The organism is Streptomyces sp. NPDC046887 (assembly GCF_040644755.1).
Classification (GTDB): Bacteria; Actinomycetota; Actinomycetes; order Streptomycetales; family Streptomycetaceae; genus Streptomyces; species Streptomyces lichenis.
In genome coordinates, this window is record NZ_JBEYXH010000018.1 from 45,990 (window position 1) to 65,984 (window position 19,995).

At 70.3% G+C, this 19,995-nt stretch carries 11 protein-coding genes; 5 read left to right on the forward strand and 6 right to left on the reverse strand.

The window, feature by feature from the left end; genetic code table 11:
* Positions 1-80 precede the first annotated feature (80 nt).
* On the reverse strand, positions 81-227 hold the full coding sequence (locus ABZ945_RS18345) for an SCO1431 family membrane protein (RefSeq protein WP_361270265.1): 147 nt from the start codon (positions 225-227) through the stop codon (positions 81-83).
* Between the two features lie 892 nt (positions 228-1,119).
* Here ABZ945_RS18345 and ABZ945_RS18350 point away from each other — a divergent pair.
* Complete coding sequence (locus tag ABZ945_RS18350; protein ID WP_361270267.1) at positions 1,120-2,370, forward strand: hypothetical protein; 1,251 nt, start codon at positions 1,120-1,122, stop codon at positions 2,368-2,370.
* Between the two features lie 25 nt (positions 2,371-2,395).
* Here the strand turns inward: ABZ945_RS18350 and ABZ945_RS18355 are convergent, their stop codons facing one another.
* Positions 2,396-4,609: an ATP-binding protein gene (locus tag ABZ945_RS18355; RefSeq protein WP_361270270.1), complete on the reverse strand. Its 2,214-nt coding sequence runs from the start codon at positions 4,607-4,609 to the stop codon at positions 2,396-2,398.
* A 329-nt stretch (positions 4,610-4,938) separates the two neighbouring features.
* Between ABZ945_RS18355 and ABZ945_RS18360 the strand changes: the two genes are divergently transcribed.
* The 3 genes from ABZ945_RS18360 (at position 4,939) to ABZ945_RS18370 (ending at position 8,268) form a co-directional block, all read left to right on the forward strand.
* Positions 4,939-5,169: a hypothetical protein gene (locus ABZ945_RS18360; protein ID WP_361270272.1), complete on the forward strand. Its 231-nt coding sequence runs from the start codon at positions 4,939-4,941 to the stop codon at positions 5,167-5,169.
* A gap of 58 nt (positions 5,170-5,227) precedes the next feature.
* A complete protein-coding gene (locus ABZ945_RS18365; RefSeq protein ID WP_361270275.1) occupies positions 5,228-5,704 on the forward strand; it encodes a hypothetical protein in 477 nt (158 codons plus the stop codon).
* 248 nt (positions 5,705-5,952) lie between these two features.
* Positions 5,953-8,268, forward strand: coding sequence for an ATP-dependent RecD-like DNA helicase (locus ABZ945_RS18370; RefSeq protein WP_361270277.1), 2,316 nt, complete (start codon positions 5,953-5,955; stop codon positions 8,266-8,268).
* A gap of 161 nt (positions 8,269-8,429) precedes the next feature.
* Here ABZ945_RS18370 and ABZ945_RS18375 read toward each other — a convergent pair whose 3' ends face one another.
* Positions 8,430-11,633, reverse strand: a complete 3,204-nt coding sequence (locus ABZ945_RS18375) for a DEAD/DEAH box helicase (protein WP_361270280.1) — start codon at positions 11,631-11,633, stop codon at positions 8,430-8,432.
* A 627-nt stretch (positions 11,634-12,260) separates the two neighbouring features.
* Between ABZ945_RS18375 and ABZ945_RS18380 the strand changes: the two genes are divergently transcribed.
* Positions 12,261-12,425: a helix-turn-helix domain-containing protein gene (locus ABZ945_RS18380; RefSeq protein ID WP_361270283.1), complete on the forward strand. Its 165-nt coding sequence runs from the start codon at positions 12,261-12,263 to the stop codon at positions 12,423-12,425.
* A 463-nt stretch (positions 12,426-12,888) separates the two neighbouring features.
* On the opposite strand, the gene ABZ945_RS18385 is transcribed toward ABZ945_RS18380, so the two are convergent.
* From ABZ945_RS18385 to ABZ945_RS18395, 3 genes are read right to left on the reverse strand one after another with little or no spacing between them, the layout of a single operon-like run.
* Positions 12,889-14,811: a DUF1998 domain-containing protein gene (locus ABZ945_RS18385; protein ID WP_361270286.1), complete on the reverse strand. Its 1,923-nt coding sequence runs from the start codon at positions 14,809-14,811 to the stop codon at positions 12,889-12,891.
* Complete coding sequence (locus ABZ945_RS18390; RefSeq protein WP_361270288.1) at positions 14,808-18,272, reverse strand: helicase-related protein; 3,465 nt, start codon at positions 18,270-18,272, stop codon at positions 14,808-14,810. The genes ABZ945_RS18385 and ABZ945_RS18390 overlap by 4 nt, the downstream gene beginning before the upstream one ends.
* A gap of 2 nt (positions 18,273-18,274) precedes the next feature.
* Positions 18,275-19,990, reverse strand: coding sequence for an NERD domain-containing protein/DEAD/DEAH box helicase (locus ABZ945_RS18395; RefSeq protein WP_361270291.1), 1,716 nt, complete (start codon positions 19,988-19,990; stop codon positions 18,275-18,277).
* Positions 19,991-19,995 lie beyond the last annotated feature (5 nt).

Genomic DNA, 19,995 nt, shown 5'->3' on the forward strand with positions numbered 1-19,995 from the left:
GAGATCGTTACGGGGTGGGACGGAAGCGGGGCGGAAGCGGAACGGAAGGGGCCGCTACCGGGGAGGCCGGAGCAAGCGGGTCAGAGCAGGCCGACCTGGGTCACCAGCATGGCGATCACGGCGACCAGCACCCAGCCGAGGACGTGCTCCAGGATCTGGGGGCCGTCGTCCTTCGGGCCTCCGGTACGGGCGCGGGGGGCGGCAGCGGCGGTGGTGGCGGCACTCATGGCTTCTCGCTTCGTCGGCGGGTGCGGAGACGGTCGTCGGCTGGTGCGGACGCGGCCGGCACGGGGACGGTTCTTCCGATGGCCCGACCACAGTGACAGCTGCGCATCCGGCGGAGTAGAGACGTGGGTCACGGCGGATGAGGGCGTGGCGGGACGGGTCGGGCGCAACTCCCTTGCGGCGGACGCGGATTCGGTGGCGGGGCCGGGGGGCCTGGGGGCGGGAAGTGTGCCGCACGCCACGTTTTGGGCGGTTCGCCCCGATTGACGGACCGTACCGGCCCTGCGGAAAACGCCGTTCCGTCCGGGACGGCTCATGATCGATCTAGGGTGGGGCCCGAGGCGGTCGGCAGGGGGTGCGCATGGGGGCGGGGGCGGAAGCCGGGGCGGCGCTGCGGGTCCCGGTCGGCGCGGACGCCGAGCGCTGGGCGAGCCGCGGGGTACGGCGGCGGGTGCTGCTGGTGGTGCACAACGTGACCTCGGCGGGGCGGCTGCTGGACGTGCTGCCGCTCTTCCACGACGACTTCCGGGTGCAGCTGCTGGTGACCTCGACCGGGTCCTCCGCCTTCCGGGGCGGGATCGCGGAGCTGTTCGGCGAACTGGAGCTGCCCGTACTGCCCTGGGAGCAGGCCCTGGCGACACCGGTGGACCTGGCGGTCTCCGCCAGTTTCGGCGGCCAACTTGAGGCGATAAAGGGGAAGTTGGCCGTACTGTCGCACGGAGTTGGCTACACTAAGAGGCTGGCGACACCGGACACCGGACACCGGACACCGGACACCGGACACCGGACACCGGACACCGGACACCGGGAGCCGGACACCGGGAGCCGGGGCCGGGGGTCGCCCCTACGTTCGGGCTCTCGCCGCAGTGGCTGCTGGCGGACGGCAGGCCCTTCGTGGACGCGCTGGTGCTCTCCCACCCCGAGCAGCACGACCGGCTGGCCCGGGTCTGCCCGGAGGCGGTCGGCGCCGCGGTGCTCGCCGGGGACCCCTGCTTCGACCGGATGCTGGCGGCGCGCCCGTACCGCGACCGCTACCGGCGCGCCCTCGGCGTACGCGGCGGACAGCGGCTGGTCGTCCTCAACTCCACCTGGAACCCGTCCGGCTTCTTCGGCAGCGGCGGCCGGGACGTGCTGCCCGGGCTGCTGCCGCGGCTGGCCGCCGAACTGCCCGCGGACGACTACCGGCTGGCCGCCGTGCTGCACCCCAACATCTGGCACGGGCACGGCCCGGGGCAGCTCCGCGCCTGGCTGGACCGGGCCCGCCGGGCCGGGCTGACCCTGATCGACCCGGTGCGCGGCTGGCGCCAGGCGCTGCTGGCCGCCGACGCGGTCCTGGGCGACTTCGGGGCGGTCTCCTACTACGCGGCGGCGCTCGGCATCCCCGTACTGCTGGCCGCCGACGGCCAGGACGCGCTGGATCCGGAGGCGCCGCTCGCGCAGTTCGTCCGCACCGCTCCCCGGCTCGATCCCTTCGGACCGCTGCCCGGGCAGCTGGACGCGCTGCTCGCCGGTCACCGGCCGCACGGCGGCCCCGCCGAGTACACCAGTTCCGCCCCCGGCCGTTCGGCGGCGCTGCTCCGCCGGTGCCTGTACGGGCTGATGGAGCTGCCCGAGCCGCCGGGTCCTGCCTCGCTGGAACCGCTGCCGCTGCCCCCGTACGAGCCGCCGCTCCGTACCGCGCCGCTCGCCGTGCGCACCCGGGTGCGGGACGACGGGGAGGTGGTGGTGGAGCGGTCGACGGAGGTCCCGTACGGGGCGGCCGGGACGGTGCATCTGGCGGTGCACGAGGACACCCGGGACCCCGGCGACCTGGAGTCGGCCGAGGTCATCTGGCGGGACGGACCGCAGGACGACCCCCGGTTGGGCGGGGCGGAACGGTGGACGGCGGAGGTGCTGGCCCGGCACCCGCACTGCCGGCTGGCGGCCTATGTCACCGGGCCCGGGGAGTGCGTGGTGCGCATCCGCCACCAGGGGCCGCTGCGGCTGGCCGCCGGTCCGGGTGCGGACGCCGACCCGGCCGCGTACGCCTCCGCGGTGCACGCCTGGACGGCCGCGGGACGGGCGCTGCCGCCGGATGGGAGCGGGCTGCGGGTCCGGGTGGCCGGAGCCGCGCACCCCTTCTCCGTACGGCCGTACGGCGGGTAGCGGGGGCCGGGAGCCTTGCGCGGTCTCAGTCGGTGGCGGGCCGGCAGCGGTCGCGGAGGTGGGCGAGGTAGGCCAGATGCAGGGTGGCGCCCTCGGGGGCGAGCAGGCGCTCGGCGGTGGCGATCCGCTCCCGTGCGGCGGGGTCCTCGCCCCCGTCGTGCAGGGTCTCGGCCAGGTCGGTGAGCACCCGGGCCCGGTTGTAGGCCTCGCCCCGGCCGCGCTCGGCGCCGGTGTCGTCGGCGTCCTCGGCGGACGGGGTGAAGAAGGCCAGCGCCGTCTCCAGCAGGGCCCGTGACTCCGCCGGTCGGCCCATCCCCCGCAGGGCACGCCCCTGGTGGCGGGTGACCAGGGCCAGCGCCCGGGGCAGATCCCCGTGGCCGCGTTCCCCCGGGCCGATGGTCCGGTAGATCCGCTCGGCCTCGGTGAAGTGCGCGTAGGCCTCCTCGAACTCCCAGCGGTACAGCCGCAGCAGGCCCTGGAACTCCACGGCGGAGGCCTCACCGAGCCGGTGGCCGGCCGCGCGCTCCTGGGCGACCGCGGCCCGCGCCGCCCGGTCGGCCTCGTCCCAGCGCTTGAGTTCGCCCAGGCAGTGGGCGAGCTGGAAGTACAGGGCCCCGGCCATCTCGGCATCATCGGGCGTCACGGCGTCAGCGGGCGTCTCGGCACCGGGGCCGGGGGTCGGGCGGTCGGCGAGGGAGGCCGCCCGGCGGAGGGCGGGCAGCACGGTGTCCAGATGCCCGGCCTTCAGCTGGAGCGGCCACAGCGCGCGGGCCAGCCGCTGGGCGGTGGCCGGGTGCCGCTGCTCCTCGGCCAGGAAGACGGCCCGGACCAGGTTGTCCACCTCGGCGGTCAGCGCGGCCATACCGGCACCGGGGCTCTCGTACGACCGTCCGGTGGGCTGGGGCAGATCGACCCGCCAGCTGTTCCGCAGGGCCGCGCGGGCGGCGCCCACCGCCGCGTACAGCAGTCCGTCCAGGACCCGGGCGACCGCCGCCGAGCACTCGGTGTAGCCGTCCTCCCAGCCCGCCAGCTGCTCCAGCCGGCGGCGGACCGCGGGGCGGAAGCGGTACCGGCCGTCGCCCAGCTCCTCGACCAGCCGTGCCTCCACCGCCTCGGCGAGCGCCCGGGCGGCCTGCTCCTCAGTGGTGTCCCCGGCCAGCGCGGCCAGCGGGGCGTCGACGGCGGGCCAGCCGCCGAGGGCGCTGAGCCGGCAGACGCGCAGCTGCTCGGGCCCGAGCCGGAGGCCGGCCGCCCGTACCGCCTCCCCCAGCGGCCCGGGTCCGCCCCAGGCGGCGGAGGGGTCGTCGGAGGGGGGCGCCGGCCGCCACCCGCCGAGGTCCAGGGCGGCGGCGCGCAGGGCGAGCGCGTTGCCCTGGCACTCCGCCAGCAGGGTCGGCAGCCGGTCCTTGGCGCGGTCCACCGCCTCCCGGCCGACCACCCGTCCCAGCAGCTGCCGGGCATGGCGGTCCGCCAGCCCGGGCACCGCGATGCTCTCCGCCTCCAGGACGAACCCCGGGCCGGAGGTGACCACCACCAGGAACACCTCGGGGGTGGCCGGAATCAGTCCCCGCACCTGGGCGGCGGAGGTGACATGGTCGACCACGATCAGGGCGCGCCGCCCCTGGGTCAGCCGCCGGTAGAGCTCCACCCGGCCGCGCTCGGTGGCCGGGATGGCATCCGGGGCGGCGCCCATCCGCTCCAGCAGCCGGCGGAGGACGGCGGCCGGTTCCGGGCCGTGCTCCTCGGCGCCGTCCCGCAGGTCGAGGTGGATCGAGCCGTCCGGGAAACGGGCGGTCTGGTCGGCGCCGAAGTGCAGGGCGATCTCACTGGTGCCGATGCCCGGCGGCCCGTACAGCAGCGCGACCCGGGGGCGCCCACCGGCCGGGCGGGAGACCTCCCGGCGGAGCTGGCGCAGCACCGCGTCGCGGTCGGTGAAGTGTCGGGTGGCGGGCGGCAGTCCGGGCCAGGGCGGCGGCGTATCCGGGTCGTCCGGCAGGCTGCGCATCAGCATGGCCCACTGGTGGGCGGCCCGGCCGTCCCCGGCGAGTGCGGGGTGCACCTGGCGCGCCAGCGCGGCGGCCTCCTCCGGCCCGGACGGCAGCGGGACGGGCCGCCCCAGAGCCCGGCGCACCTGGGCGCCGGTGGAGATCAGCAACTGCTTGCCCATCTCCCCGAAGGCGCCGTTGCCCACCGAGGTCAGGAAGGCGGTCAGCGCTCCCATGGTGACGATCTCGAACACGACGGCCCCTCCCGTGGTCCGCTGGCCGGACCGGTCCGCTGGTCTGGGCGCACTGTACCGATGCGGCGGTGGGGGCGGGGCGGGGCCGCTCGCCGGGGAGATCGTTTCCCGCCACCGGTGGACCGGGGGAAACCACCGGCGGACCGGGGGCAACCCCCGGTGGCCTCGGGGAAACCGCCGGGTGGCCGCGGCCGGGGAAACCGCCGGTGGAACTGCCGCCCGGGGGTGCCGGTCGGGCGGCGGGCCCGTACCTAGGCTCCAGGCCCCGGACTCACCCGGACTCACCCGGACTCACCGGGACCACCGGGAGATACCAGAAGGAGTACGCCGTGGAGAACCCCACCCGTAAGGCGGCTGCCGCCGCGCTGCTGGCCGCGACCCTGGTCGTCGGCGGCGCCGGAGCGGCGTCCGCAGCGGCCCCGGGCGCGTCGGGCGCGTCGGAGCGGATCACCTCCCTGGAGCAGCTGAAGGAGAGCATCGCGCTCGCCGCCGCACTGGACGAGTCGGCGGGGGTGAGCGCCCTGGGCCACGACCCGATCGGCAAGGCCGTCGAGTCCTGATCCGGCGGAGTCCGCGGAGGCGGAAGAGGAACCGAGGAACCGAGGAGAAGGGGAAGGGGTGAGCAGCGTGGGGAAGGACGAGAACGGGCGGACCTGGTGCCCCAGCGGGGACGCGCACGCGCCGGAGTCGGTCGTGCTGGGCGTGCGCTCCGGTCAGGACGGGCGGGTGGTCTATCTGGCCGATCCGGTCCCGGCCTCGGAGGTGCTGGGCGCGGTGCCCGAGGGTGTGGAGCCTCGGCGGGTGCTGCGGTTCGCCTCGCACTGCGTCAGCGACTGCGTCAACCGCCGGGGCGGCGACTGCACCCTGGTCGAACGGGTGCTGTCGGCACCGCCCGCCCCGGACACCGACCGGGTCCCCCGGTGCCATCTGCGGGCGCACTGCCAGTGGTGGTCGCAGACCGGGGTGGCCGCCTGCCGGCGGTGCCCCGCGATCGCCACCCGGCACCGGGCCGGTGACGAGCTGGGCGAGCTGATGGCCGACCCGTCGACCACCCGGGAGCAGTTGGACGCCTGGACCGCCGCCGCGGGCTCCTGAGCCGGCCCGACGGTTCGGTCCGCCCCGACGGCACTCGCCGGGGCGGCCCGGACCGTTGCCGGGATGGGCCGTCGGCGGCTGCCGGATCCGGTGGGGTCACGGCGCTGGACGCCCGCCGCTTACTCACTCGTTCGGGTGAGCAGAATCCTTCAGCCAGGCGAGGGACCACCGCGGTGAGGTTCATCCTGGTGCCGCCGCACCACCGCCTGGCCTGATCCGGCGCCGTACCTACTCCTGGAGACGAGCACGTGGCACAGCAGGTGATCCGGGAGACCCAGGATGTGGTCGAGGGCGTCGTCGATCACCTGGTGTACATCAGCTACGACGAGAACACGGTGCTCCGGCTGATCACGGCCGACGCCGGGGAGACCGTCACCGCGCTCGGCAAGGCGCTGTTCGGTGTGCGGCCGGGGGAGAGCCTGCGTCTGCGCGGTACCTGGACCCGGCACCCCCGCCACGGTCGGCAGTTCAAGGCCGAGCGGTGCGAACGGACCATGCCCGCGGGCGAACGGGCGATCCGCCTCTATCTCGCCTCCGGCATGATCCGCGGCATCGGTCCGGCCCTCGCCTCCGCGATCGTGGACGCGTTTCGCGAGCGGACGTTGAGGGTCATCGACTCCGAACCGGCGCGGCTGCTGGAGGTGCGCAACATCGGCGCCGTCCGCCTCGGCCGGATCACCGCCGCCTGGCAGGAGCAGAAGAGCATCGCCGAGATCATGCTGTTCCTGCAGAACCTGGGGATCACGCCCCATCTCGCGGTGAAGATCTACACGGCGTACACCGGCACCGAGCACGATCCGATCGATGTCGTGCGCCGCACCCCCTACCGGCTGTGCCGGGATGTGCGCGGCGTCGGGTTCCACAGCGCCGACCGGATCGCGCTCGCGGTGGGCGTGCCCAAGCACAGCGACGAACGCCTCCAGGCCGCGCTGCTGCACGAGCTCGACCAGGCCGGCGGCCAGGGCCACTGCCATCTGCCCGTACGCTCACTGCTCGCTCGCACCCGGCAGTTGCTGTCCGATGGCGACCCCGCCACCGCCGAGATCATCGACGACGCGGTGCTGCGGCACGCGCTGGGGACGCTGGCCGAGCAGGGGGAACTGGTCACCGAGACGCTGCCGCTGGCCGTGCTGGACGGCACCGACACACTGGCGGACACCGAGATCGCCCAGCTCACGCACCTGCACCGGGATGAGACCCAGCTTGCCTGGCAGGTGCGCCGGCTGCTCTCCTCCTCGTCCGCGCTGGCCGGACTCGCCCCGTGGGAGGAGCGGTTGACCGCGCTGGCGTCGGCCGAGACAGCGGGGCTGACCGATGAGCAGCGGCAGGCGGTCCACCACGCGCTGACCCAGCCGCTGTCCATCCTGACGGGCGGCCCGGGCTGCGGGAAGACCCATACCCTGCGCACCCTGGTCGAGCTCGCCGAGCAGGCCGGCGCCGCCGTCGCGCTGGCCGCGCCGACCGGCAAGGCCGCCAAGCGCCTGGAGGAGACCTGCGGGCAGGATGCGATGACCGTCCACCGCCTGATCCGCCCGCCCGACGGGGACTCCCTCTTCGACCACGCCGGCCCGCTGGAGTCGGCGGACGTGGTGGTCGTCGACGAGGCGTCCATGCTCGACCTCCCGCTCGCCCGCAGACTCCTGGCCGCCGTCCGTGACGGCTGCCATCTGCTGCTGGTCGGGGACACCGACCAGCTGCCCAGTGTCGGCCCCGGCCGCGTCCTGCACGATCTGCTGGCGGTCGAGGAGATCCCGCGCACCCGGCTCAGCAAGGTCTTCCGTCAGCACGACGACAGTGCCGCGATCGTGGTGAACGCCCACCGCGTCCTGCGCGGTGACGTCCCGCACGACGACCCGCGGGCGTTCTGGAACCGGCCTGTCCCCGCCCCCGACGACATCGCCCAGCGGGTGGTCGAACTGGTCTGCGACCTCTTTCCCGTGCACTTCGGGGCCCGCCCGGAGGACATCCAGGTCCTGTGCCCGGGCAAGAAGAACGTCGCCGGTATGAGCGATCTCAATCTGCGCCTCCAGGAACGCCTCAACCCGCCCGCTCCGGACAAGCCGCAGCACTACCACGACGGAACGGCCTTCCGGCTCGGTGACCGCGTCCAGCAGATCCGCAACAACCCCCACCGGGGCGCGTCGGGGGTCTTCAACGGCAGCGGTGGCACGGTCACCGCCGTCGACGCCGAGTCCCACCAGCTGACCGTCACCTTCACGGACGGCGAGACGGCCGCATACCCCTTCACCGATCTCGACGAACTCGTCCATGCCTACGCATTGACCGTCCACCGGTCCCAGGGCAGCGAGTACCCCTATGTCATCGTCCCCATGGTCAGCGCGGCCGGAATGATGCTGCTCCAGCGGAACCTGCTCTACACCGCCATCACCCGCGCCCGCCACGGCGTGATGCTCATCGGCCAGCCGGAGGCCGTGGAGCGGGCGGTCGCCAACAACCAGACCCGGCGCCGGCACACGGCACTGCCCCACCGCATCACCCACCCGGGCCCGGCCGTACCGCCCCCGCGGCGCCAGGCGCCCGCCGGACAGCTCACCCTGGGCTGAAAGGACCCGCCGTCAGCGGGACGACGGCGCTTCGCATACCCGTGCCACCTCGTGGGCGGCACACAGCCAGCGCGTAGGCGAGTTGGGCCGGCGGTGTGCGGACCGACGCGCCTGGGAGTGAGCCCGTGGGCCCCTGCGGCCGGCGGCCGCCGCCGTTCCGGTCAGGCGCGCAGCGCCGCGTACTCCGCGAGCCATCCCGCCGCCAGCCGGTCACCGCGGGTGAAGACGGCCGCGCCCCGGTGCCCGCCGGAGGCGTCGGCGGGGTCGTCGGGATCATCGGGCGGGAAGGGCAGCGTGGCCTCCTCGCCGTCGGCGATGTGCAGGGTGGTGGCCATGCCGCTCCACAGGCGGATCACGGCTCCAGGCGGGGCCCAGACCCGGACCGTGTGGTCCTGGAGAGTGATGCGGGTGCCGGTGGCGCGCTCCGCGAGGAGGGCGCGGTAGCGGTCCGGGGCGAGTTCGCAGCCGGCCGGCGGCGTCGTGCTGGTCCAGTCGGGCGCGTCGACGGAGCGGGCCCGGGCCGCGTTCCACATCTGGGGCACGAGGGCGGGCGCGTGCGGGGCGGTGGCCATGCGCTCGCACATCCAGAGCAGCCGTCCGGCCCCGCGGCGGCCGCCCAGGGTGCGCCAGCGGATACGCAGCGCGAGATCGCCGGCGACCACCGCCACCCAGGGGTGGACCGTGCCGAGGGGGCCCTGCGCGCCGAGCCAGGCGAGATAGCGCTGGGCCTCCTCCAGGATGCCGGTCATGGAGTCCACCGGGATGCCGAGGACGTACCCGGGGCGGCCGCGGAAGAGACGCGGACGGGTCGCCGCGAGCAGCAGGACCGCACGGGCCAGGTCCCCGGGCCGCAGCCGCTGCTCCTCGTCGTCCCGCGCGGCTTCCTCCGCCGCCGGCCCCAGCCCCCAGGGGTCGTCCGGCTCCTCGTCCGTGGCCTCGATCTCGCGCAGGACCCGGCGCAGGGACGCCTTGGCCCGCTCGGTGAACGGCGCCTGTTCGAGTACCGGCAGACGGGTGCTGAGCAGGGTTGCGAGCAACTGCTCGGCGGGGAGCGCGGCTTCGGGTACCGGGGCCTGCCGCAGCGCCGTCGCCAGGTCGTCCGCGATCGCGGCGTCGACCATGAAGCGGCTGGTCAGCCGGCCCAGCGGACTGGGCTCCAACCGTCCCTCGTCGGTGCCGGGCCGCAGGCAGCCCGTGGCGGTGAGGAACCGCGCCGCCTCGTGCAGCGGTTCCACACTGTCGTGCCCCTGGTACGCGGCGAACGTCCCGGCCCACCAGCGCTCCGCCTCGTCGAGGGTCGACAGCCGCTCCTGTACGGCCTCGGCGAGAAGATGGTCGGCCAGGCGGTCGTCCAACCGCGACCGCACGGTATAGCCGGCGGCCAACCGGGCCTGCCAGTGCGCCCGTTCGGCCGGGTCGGTGAGCAGGAACGCCCAGCCCTCGTGCTCTCCGGCGCCGATGCGGCCGGCGCGTCCGAACATCTGCTGGACCATCGAGACCTCGATACGGTCCAGACCGAGGGTCGTGTCGCACACGATCACCGCGCGTGCGGGCAGGTTGACGCCGGCGGCCACGGTGGAGGTGGCGACCAGGACCTGTGCCTCGTGAGCGCGGAAGGCCTGCTCGGCCTCGCGTTTGTAGGGCCAGTCCCGGTAGTGCAGGCGTACCCCGGCCTCGGTGCACAGCCGCTCGACACGTTCCGCGTCGTCGGGGTCCACGCCGGCGGTGGGCACGCCCCGGTCGGCGGCCAGCGCGAGCGCCGTGGCCCGCACCCTGCGCTTGCTGCCGCAGAAGACCAGGACGCTGCCGCCGTCCTCGGTGATCTGCCGGGCGATGCGCACGGCGGCCCCGGTGCGGACGGCGGCCCGCTGCCCCCAGTCCGCCTCGTCGACGGGGGGCAGGTGGGGCAGTTGCCAGCTGAGCCGGGTGGGCCGCCAGGTGGTGCGGACCAGCCGGGCCCCCAGCCAGTCCGCGACCTCCTCGGCGTTGGCGACCGTCGCGGACAGCCCGACGATCCGGGTGGCCGCACTGTCCTCCCGTACACGGGCGAGCAGCGCCTCCAGTACGGCTCCGCGCGTCGGGTCGCCGAGCAGGTGGATCTCGTCCACCACCAGGCAGCCGACCTCCGCGAGGGCATCCCGCAGCGAGCCCGCGCGGCAGATCGCCTCGAACTTCTCGGTGGTGGCCACCCATACGTCGGCCGACCGGATCCGCTCCGCGTCCACCGCTGCCTCGCCCGTCAGGCGCACCACCCGCAGTCCGCGGCGGCGCCACAGTTGGAGCTCGCGGTCGAGCTCGTCGGTGAGCGAGCGCTGCGGCACCAGCCAGGCCGCCTTGCGTCCTCGGGCGTGGGCCTCCAGCGCCGCGACCATCCCGACCGGGGTCTTTCCGGCACCCGTCGGCGCCACCTTCACCAGGTGCTCGGCGCCCCCGAGCACCGCCGGGACGGCGGCGGCCTGCGCCGGGTTGAACGACGGGTGCGGCAGCAGCCCGGCCCACTCGGCCGGCACCAGCTCGCCGACCGGGACGTAGCTGCCGCGGTCACCGTCCGGCAGGTCCTCCAGGGCGTCCCACTGGGCGGCGAAGGCGTCCCGGGCCGCCGCCGCCCACGGCCCGGCGGCGGGGGCCGCACCGTCCGGGCCGACCGCGACCAGCTCCGTACGGCCGCCGGTGTCGCCGACCGTACCGACCTGGCCGGCCTCCTCCCAGTAGCGGCTGACGCGGTACCGGACGTCCCGTTCCGCCAGCCAGGTCCGCAACGCCTCGTACTCCGGCCCTTCGGGGAGGATCACCCGCACGTCCTCGGCCGCCGTGAGCGCGGCCTCGGCCGGGCGCCACGCGGGATCGGCGGCCTTGCACCACAGCAGGGCGCGCCGCTCGGTCCCGTCGGGTACGACCAGGTCCTCCGGCCACACCGGGCCGCCAGGGGCCCGCACCCCCGGACGCGGCTGCGCCGGGACCCTGACGATCGCGGTCACGGTGACCCCCGGTCCCACCGGGCACGCCCCGAGCCGCACGGGTGGCACGGGCGCCGAAGGGGCGCCGGGCGGCTGCGGCTCCTGGCGGGGGACGGCGCCGGTCAGCTGGTCGTACCGCTTCACCCCGAGATCCGCGAGGGTGAGGGCGGTGGGGCAGGCCGGGCAGACGAGCGCCGTGTACTGGTAGGTACGGCCCTGGGACTCGTACGGTCGGCGCAGCGCGTGCAGTTCACCGCCGCACGCGGGGCAGCGGCGGCCGACGGCCGCCTCGTAGCTCCATCCCGGCTCCCCGAATCGCGCCGGGAACTCCCCGCCCAGCGTGACTCCCCACCGCTCCCGTGCCAGGTCGGTGACGGATCCCGGCACCCCCGCCTCGTCACTGCGCATGACCCGACTGTGGCATCCGATGATCACCGCGCGCAGGCGGTTCGGGCAGTTTCCACCGACTGTGGCTCCCGCGTCCCGGGCACCCGCACCGCCCGGCAGGGCCCGACGGTCCGGGTGGCCTGGGGGATTCCCCTCTCGGGCCACCCGGACCGGTGTTCGCGGATCTCCCGGCCCGTCGGCGGCCCGGCGCTGGTACCGGAGAGGCGGCGGGTCAGCGGATGCCGAGGCCGGTGAGCACGCGGCGCTGGGCGGCGGTGGCGTTCTGCGGCCAGAACACATAGGCATCCCACCGGAGCCGCCCTTGACCGCGCCGTTGGCGTCGTAGCGCTTGGTGCGGAGCCAGATGTTCTCCAAATGGGAGGGCGCCGCTTACCACGCGGCACCCTCCCATACAAACATGCAGGTCAGAGGCACGTGCCGCGCGAGACAAATCGAGCGCGGACGCGCTGGTGCTGACCTGGTGCTGACTTCCGCTGTCGTCCGTTCCGGCCCGTTCGGGCGCGTTGTGCTGGATCAGTGCTGGCTCTGGGGCCCTCGCCGCCCGGCAGACCTCCACCCGTTTGGTACGGCCGTCTTTCCTCACTACTGTCCTCGCGAGCAACTGAAGCGAGCGTAGAGGAATTGCCTGTGAGCGAGCCGATGTGGGACGTCAAGGCGCTTGCCGCCTATCTCGGGAAGCCCACTTCTTGGGTGTACGACAACCACCTCAAGGAGGAACTACCGAGCTTCCGCGTAGGCCAACAGCTTCGATTCCCTCCGCCGGAGATTCAACAATGTCTGGAAGAGCGATGACGAATTGCGGCATGAACGTTAAGCGCAAGGAGAAAGCGCGCGACCGTCTCACACCCATTTCCTGACTGGACGCCCCTGAAACCTCCTTGAGACTGACCCGAAAGTCCCCGCCGCTCCATCCAAGCCCTGCTCGGCGACGACGGATACGCCTCTGCCCCTACAGCCCGCGAACTCCGAAATCGCTGGATCTCCCGGCAATCCCTCAGAGGGGCGCCCAACACCGAGGACCTGGATGAACTCCACTACACCACGCCACCAAACAGAATCTTCACCTTCCTCCACCGGCTCACCGGTCTCGCCACCTGCCGGGAACGCCGAAACCAACTCCCCGATGCATACACCCTCGCTCACACGCCCGAATTCACTGGAGACGACTCACAAGAGGCCAAATTATAGCCTTTACGATCTCTGAAACCGCGTCAGGCAATGATCCTCAATGGAAACAGACCACGCCTGCCGAATTTCAACCAAAGCCACTGAAAAACCCCATTGCAGGATCATCCAGTGTTCCTCCGACCAGCCCGCGGTCCAGGAACCGATTGAACTCCTCACACGCCGTCTCGGGTAGCAGAGCACAGCTGTGGCATGCCGCGAGATTGCAAGAATCCGGCCCCTGACCGTTACTATCCATGCAGACTGGGTCAGAAGAACACCAGCGGGCGTTCGTGATCGCGTTCCTCAGGACCTCTTCAAAGCGCTCAGGCTGGCCCATTCGCACGAGCCCACCGAGGGTGCCTTCCGAGTCGCCGGCGGCAGTGTAAATGAGCAGCCCGTTCATTCCGCTACTTCCGGGTGAGACGTAGAGGCGTTCCCGTAGCGACGCTGAGCTGTAGCCGCACTCGAACGTCAGCTGATTGATCAGCAGGTGTGCGAGCGTGTGCAGCAGGACAAGCCGAGGTGTTACCTCCCGTGGCGCAAGGTGACGTTCCTGCGCCACTGAATGGAACTGCTGGGCCATAGGGATCAGCCGACCCTTCACAGAATCGGTATTTTCCCACGCGTCGAGGGCTTTTAGGGAGAGTTCCAGGTAAATACCCTCCCCGAGCACCGTGTAGGCAGGCAGCCATGACTCGCCGTCCTCTGCGGCATCGCGGCGTAGCAAGGCGGTGCGGGTCGCCGTGTCCCGGCTGGACGACTCGGCGAAGATACGGTTGAACCCCCAGAGGACGCGGGTCTCTCGCAGTTTCTCGACGAGGCGGACTCGTGACACCAGCTCCCTGATGTCCTTGGTGTAGTAACCCTCTGGCTCCCTTACCACGAGTTCGGCTGAATCGATCATGTCCCGAATGCTCGTGTACTCCTGGTGGCGAAACAGCGCCGGGTCGTCGACAGTGTCGGTCGCCAGCTGAGAGGAAGCCTCAACGGGGGACTCCAGAATCGCGAGGGCCGCTTCGATCTGCTCGTCTGTGAAGCTCTCCAGACGGAAAGCGTTCTTCTTCGCCGCCCTCCGCAATCGGCTCGCGGTAAGTACGTCCCCGTCGTCCAGAACATCGCGGACGTTCGCCCGAGCCCTGGCAATGGTCTGCTCTTCGAGAGCCTCAAGCACCCGGGGATCCACTTCATCCGATGAAGTCTCAGGGATGAAGATGGAACTCTTGACCAGGGCGTAGTAGACGTTGGACGCGCCTCGAAGACTTCCGCGCAGCGGTTTTCCGCAGGTTTCTCCACCCGTTTCCAGGCCAAGCCAGGGCATTCCGCCACGGCAGGGGAACTCAGCACCATCCTCAAGGTGAGCGGTCAGGTACGTGGTTTCCTGCCCGTCCTCTTGGCTGGAGCGTTCGACTGATGTGATGCCTTCCAGACCCCGTTCCTTGTGGCAGGTTTCGCACACGACACGTTGCGAGGCGAGGGTGCCACCACCCGAAGTCCGGAGCTTGAGCTTGGGCGACCGGCAACTCGGGCTGGCCGCCCTGTGGACCCACTCGTGCCACGGGAAGTCCTGAAGGTGTCCACGCTCGCACAGGGCCACGAAGGGCACCTGTGCGAGAAACGGCGCCCAGGAGGCCCTCTGTCCTGAGCAGTCAGGGTTGGTGCAGCGGGGGCGCTCCGCGATGTGCAATGGCTGTGGTGTCAGGGCGCGGCACCGAGGACAGAAGCTCCAAGCGGGGAAGCGCAGGACGGGGACCTGAAGCCTGGTGTTGTACTGGTCTGAGCTGGCCTTGAAGTTGTCTCGGTAGTCCGGAGGTGTGTACAGCGCGTCTACCCCAAGGTGGCTCTCCAGTCGCCATTCACGGATACGGAACTCCTCTTGGTCCAGCCTCTCTCCCGGGGCAAACCAGTGGTCAAGACCGGCCGTGATCACAGAGGTGCCGTCCGCCAGGACTTGCATCGCCCCGGGCCCGAAAGGGGCGACGAGCTGAGAGCGCCGGACCTTACCGCGGATCACTGCCTGGCTCCTTCGATGGCGTACTGCTGGGTAATCTCGGCACGGCACTCGGCGTCGGCGCCACGCATTGAGGTAGGGGTGGGCCACGTACTCGCCTCGACGTCGCCGTCCACATAGTGGCCCGCAGCCCGCATCAGGCTGCCGAGTACAGCGGTCCCTCCAGGCGTGCCCCAGGTAGTCGGCTGCCAATGGGTCCACTCTCTACGGAGTTTCTCTAGGACGGCGCTGACTCGGTCCTCCTCGCCTGGATCGCAGAACGCCACCCGGTCGCGCAGGAGTTCCTCGGCCTCGTCGAAGAGGTCCGCCGGGAAGGGGAACGGCTGGAGAGAGTGATCGCCCTTCTGCCGGATATACGCGACGGCAACAGCGTGCAGAGCGCGGTCCAGAGCCGACGGTGCGAAAGGGGTCGCGCTGGTGGGTTCGACCTGTGCGTAAAGCCGCTGATGGTAGCTGCGGAAGCGCTCGAAGTGGCTTCGGTCGCGGGGTTTGGCAGCACCGTAGAGGGTGACGACCAAGCCAGGGCGCTTGTCCCACTTACGACCGACGCGGCCGGTGACCTGAATGTACTGAGAGGTGCTTTTGGGCTGTCCTACCACGGCCATGAGGGAGAGCCGGTCAATGTCGATGCCCACTTCGATCAGGCTCGACGCGAGGCAGACGTCGATCGCCTTGCCGCCCGCAGCCTTCTGAGCCAGCTTTTCCATTGCTTCGGGAATCTGGTCCTGCCGGAGTCGGCTCGTCATCTCCTCGACGCGGTTGAGGTACCGGACCTCTGTCCGGTCCGCGTGGGAGCGGTTGTTGATGGTCTTGAGGTAGTCAGGGATGTCCGACTGCATAAGAGACAGAGAATTACCCAACTCGCGGAGACTGTTGAAGAACGCCATCAGCGTCCACCAGGGGTCCTGGTGCTCCTTTTCCGGAGCGTCCTTCGCCGCTTGCAGGAGCGCGGCGAAGGAACGCACCTGGGTGGTCTGCATGGAACCGAGCGCGGGTGCATGGACGCCGATGTACTTCCGCCCCGGGAGCAGCTTCCCTTCGGCATCACGTGCGTAGACAGCGAAGAAGGAGTCCGCCGCATCGATGCCATGCGGAGGAAACAGGTAGACCTTGTCACGAGCGTACAAAGCGCGGATCTGCTGTTCGTGGCGACGGATCGTCGCCGTCGAAGCGATGAGCTTCGGCGGCGCCGGGTTGTCTGAGCGCCGGTCGGTGCAAAGTTCTTCAATGAGGCCCTCGTACAAGCCGGTCATCGATCCGAGAGGCCCCGCGATGAGGTGCAGCTCGTCCTGGATGACCAGCCCCGGAGGCGAGTACTCACGCCTGCCGGACTTTGCAAGCCCGAACAAGGCCCGTGCATCTGGATTCCACGCAAGCTGCGCAAACTTGTCCACCGTCCCGATGACGAGGGATGGGCGGTAGTCGTAGACGTCGTCATCGACGACATAGACCGGAAGCGGGCGCTTGATGGTGGAGAACTGGCAGTTCGTGTCGGGACACTGAAGAAGAACCCGGCCCCTGTACTCCTCATAGCCAGCTACGGGATTCTGCCTGTCCCGCTGCTTCCGGCGTGTGGGCCGGCTCCGTGATCCTGTTGCCGAGCTGGGGCTGTCAACGCTCTTCACCGGCCCCATCTGTGCCGCACACCAGGGGCATCGCAGAAGCAGAAAGGGGTTGTCTTGCCCATCGCGTTCCAGCGACCTCAACGCCTTGACAGCTTCGCTGTTCTTGTTAGGCGTCGACTCCCCGCCGACCCAGATACCGATAGAGAACGGTTCCTCGCCGAGTCCCTCCTCTCGCCCCCGCAAGTCCTCGAGCGCGCAGATCAGCCCCGCGGCGCGCAGGAACTGCTGGGCCGTCAGCAGCCGAAGGGTGTAACGCATCAGAATGGTGACGCTAGCGTCTTTGTGGTCTCGCAACCTCCTCAACAGCATCGCGAAAGCGGAGAGGCCGAGGTATGCCTCAGTCTTCCCGCCACCAGTGGGGAAGAAGATCAGGTCGACAACTGATCGGTCGGGATGCCCCGCATCGGCGGTAGAAGGGATCGCGGCGAGCAGAAAGGCGATCTGGAAAGCACGCCATGCTCCGCGTCCCTGCTGCGCAGCGGCAGCTTCGTCGGGCGGCTGGCCTTCGACACGAAGACGTCCATCGATGAGCTGGGTTGTCCGCAGCTCTGTTCCGGAGCGCAACTGCTGTTTGTACATGGCCGCGTTCGCCAGACGGAAGGCCCGGCCAATCCGGCTACCCGGGTCACGGACCAGTTCAAGCCCCTCGTGCATGCGTTCCAGCGCTCTGGTGCACTCGACAACGTGCCGCTCAGCGGTCGTACGGAGCTCGCCCTCCAGCCCGGCCGCTTCTTCCCGGCGCCTCTCAATCCAGTCCGCATACGCCACCAGAACACGTTCCAGCTGCGTCATGCCCTCCGGGGCCGTGCCAGCGAGCTGCTTCATGGAAACGGTCAGCGCCGTCCCGTCTGCGAGAACGATGTCAGGAGTGATGCTGGGCGTCTCGTATTCCGGAAGCGGATCAGCCTCAGCCCACCGTGAACGTCCCGAGAGATCAGGATCCTCCCAGTTGGCGGAACACCCGTGTCCGACGGCGTACGTCTGCTCGCGCCTGTAAAGGAGTCGGAATGAGGCATCGTCAGGATGGGCACCGGCACTGGAGCCCTCGGGGTAGGGGACAATCCAGCTGTTCTCCGGAGTCGCTGTCACTCTGGTCTGGAAGAGGCATGCGGCGTCCAGCGCCCTGGTGCCCGGACGCGACCGGTTGACAAGAGCAACGGTCGTCAGAGTGCCTGCACCGTGACGTCGCAGATTGGCTGTCAGCCGCAGAGTCAGGCCCTCCAAGCCTTTGGATTCGTCAGCCACGGGGATGAGGTCGCGGTGCAGAGCGGGAGGCTGCCCGAAGTGTTCAGGGGTCAGCCGCCATACGGCCTCGACCGGGACACGCATCCACCACGTCCGCCGGGCGCCGCCTGGTAGATCGACCTTGATCTGTTCGTACCGGCCGCCAGTCACCTTGATCGTCAGAGCGGTCTGGGGCTCCGGGGCTAGCAGGAACGAGATGCCCATGGCTGTGGGCCGACGTTCGTTGGCCCCGGCCAGTTCGAAGTCGGCGTCGTCAGAGGTAGCTCCGAGCCGCCCTGCGGAGCCTGCCCATGCTCCGTTCCGCGGCCCCTCGGTGTCTTCGGCAGTCAGGCCGGGCACGATCGCCTGATCGGCGATCTTCGGGCTTACCGCGCCGACGATGGGATACAAGACGCCAACGCCATAGCGAACCAGTGGATCGCGCTCCAGGATTTCCTCGCCAGTAAGGGCATCAGTCCAGGGACCGTATGACTCTTCCTTGGTCTTGAAAGTGCGTGTGTCCAGGGGTTTGCCGACGGGCGCAGGACCAAGAAGTTCTGCCCGCAGGGCCTCTATGATCTTGCTTCGGCCTGCGGTCCGGTCATTCTCGGGCATGGTCATTCTCCCAGTACCAGTCGTCGGAAGTCAGCGCGCGCTGTTTCCCGGGCGATGATGGTGAGGTCGTCACGTGCTCTCGATGAGGCGATGTACAAGAGTGCCTCACCCTTGGCGTCCTTTATCTCCTCGATATCTGTGACGATTACTGCCGGGGCATCCATCCCCTTGAACGCATGGACCGTTCCATGCGCGATGCTCCGGCTCTGCGTCTTCGCGAACGGAGTCAGTTGGCGCGACCAGCGGGGGTCGGTGCACAGTTCTGCTGCGCTTCCCCTTCCGCGGAACGACAGCACGACGATCTCGTCCGGAGCAAATCCGTCGGCGTGAAGTCTGGCCAGATGCTTGGCAAGGTGCTGGTCCTGCTCAGCAGGCGTGGACCACCACTCTCGTACGGCCTCGCGCTCGTTCTCCGCTCGAAGGGTCCCGCTGTAACCGGGATCCAGACGCGAGGTCTCCTCCACATACTGGGAGATCGAGGGAACATTGCGGCAGTTCGCAGTCAAAGTGAAGGACGCGGAGCCGGCGCCCGTCCGGTCCTTCAGCAGACCGATCCCCGCAAACCCTGAGTCGTAGATCGCCTGGTTCGTGAAGTCGCCGAAGCACAACCACCTGCCGCTGCCGAGACCCCCTCGAAGAGAGACGTCGAGAACATCAAGGTACGCATCCAACATGAGGTCCTGTGCCTCGTCCACGACCAAGACGTCAAAGGGCGGAAACCCCTCCAGGAGGGTGCCAAGGGCGAGCTCTGGGAGCACCTCGGCATAGAAGTCACCGTCGGTCGGACGATGCTGCTCCTGTGCCTTCGGTGCAAGCTTTCCCATGTAGCTGTGAAGTGTGCCTGCGGTGATCAGGGTCTCGGCGGCAGTCTCTTCTTTGAGCCATTGCCCCAGGAGGTTGTTGTAACAGCAGAGGAGCACTCGCGCGCCTTCGGCGGCAAGCCTGCGGGCAGCCTCCAGGGCGATGAAGGTCTTGCCAGTTCCGGCCGCCCCCTTCACGATGCAGCGAGGGTTCTCTGCGATCATGTCGAGTAGCTGGTACTGCTGGCGTGTGAACTGCTCGACTTCCTCTTGACGGCGGTAGCGCCGAATCTTCGGCGGCTCGACGAACTCGAAGGCCGGTCGCAGTACGTCCAGGATACGAGTGCACGCCGCAGGGGTCGGTTCCACATGCGACAGCGAGAACCAGGAACGGGCACTCGGGGTTCCGGCGAGATGCTCACGATGGCTTTTGATGACACCCAGCAGGAGCGCCGAGATGGGGTTGCGATGAAAGGCAACCGTGTCGATTGCCTGCCACGGGTGCCATTCGGTGGGATGAGGAACCTGAAAGCGGGCATGGGTGAAGCAGACAGCGGAGGTAATGGGCAGGGAAGGCAGCGGGGGATAAGCCTTTCTGAGCTCTGCCGTGATCGCATGCTGTGCCTCGTCCGCCTGTTTGAACGGACCACGAGCTTCCGGACGCTGCCTCCCGAGTGCCCAGCGCCCGTCTGCGAGCCGCGCCACGCTCAGGTGCGACTTCACTTCCAGGCAGACTATGCCCCTCCCCGGGACGATCACCACGAAGTCGGCCTCACCCTGGATTTGCCTCGGGTGCCTCGCGATACCCAGAGAGTGGAGCGCAATCCATCCTTCCGTGGCCGGATCATCGCGCAACCGCTCGAAGACCTCGCGTTCCCCAGGGCTGGTGGTCTCTGGGTCAAAGGACGGCGGGATCATTCGTG

What these genes read in the sequence shown, in the direction of transcription:
- ABZ945_RS18345 (WP_361270265.1), bottom strand. Translation starts at nt 227, where the DNA reads ATGAGTGCCGCCACCACCGCCGCTGCCGCCCCCCGCGCCCGTACCGGA.
- ABZ945_RS18375 (WP_361270280.1), bottom strand. Translation starts at nt 11,633, where the DNA reads ATGCGCAGTGACGAGGCGGGGGTGCCGGGATCCGTCACCGACCTGGCA.
- ABZ945_RS18390 (WP_361270288.1), bottom strand. Translation starts at nt 18,272, where the DNA reads ATGCCCGAGAATGACCGGACCGCAGGCCGAAGCAAGATCATAGAGGCC.
- ABZ945_RS18395 (WP_361270291.1), bottom strand. Translation starts at nt 19,990, where the DNA reads ATGATCCCGCCGTCCTTTGACCCAGAGACCACCAGCCCTGGGGAACGC.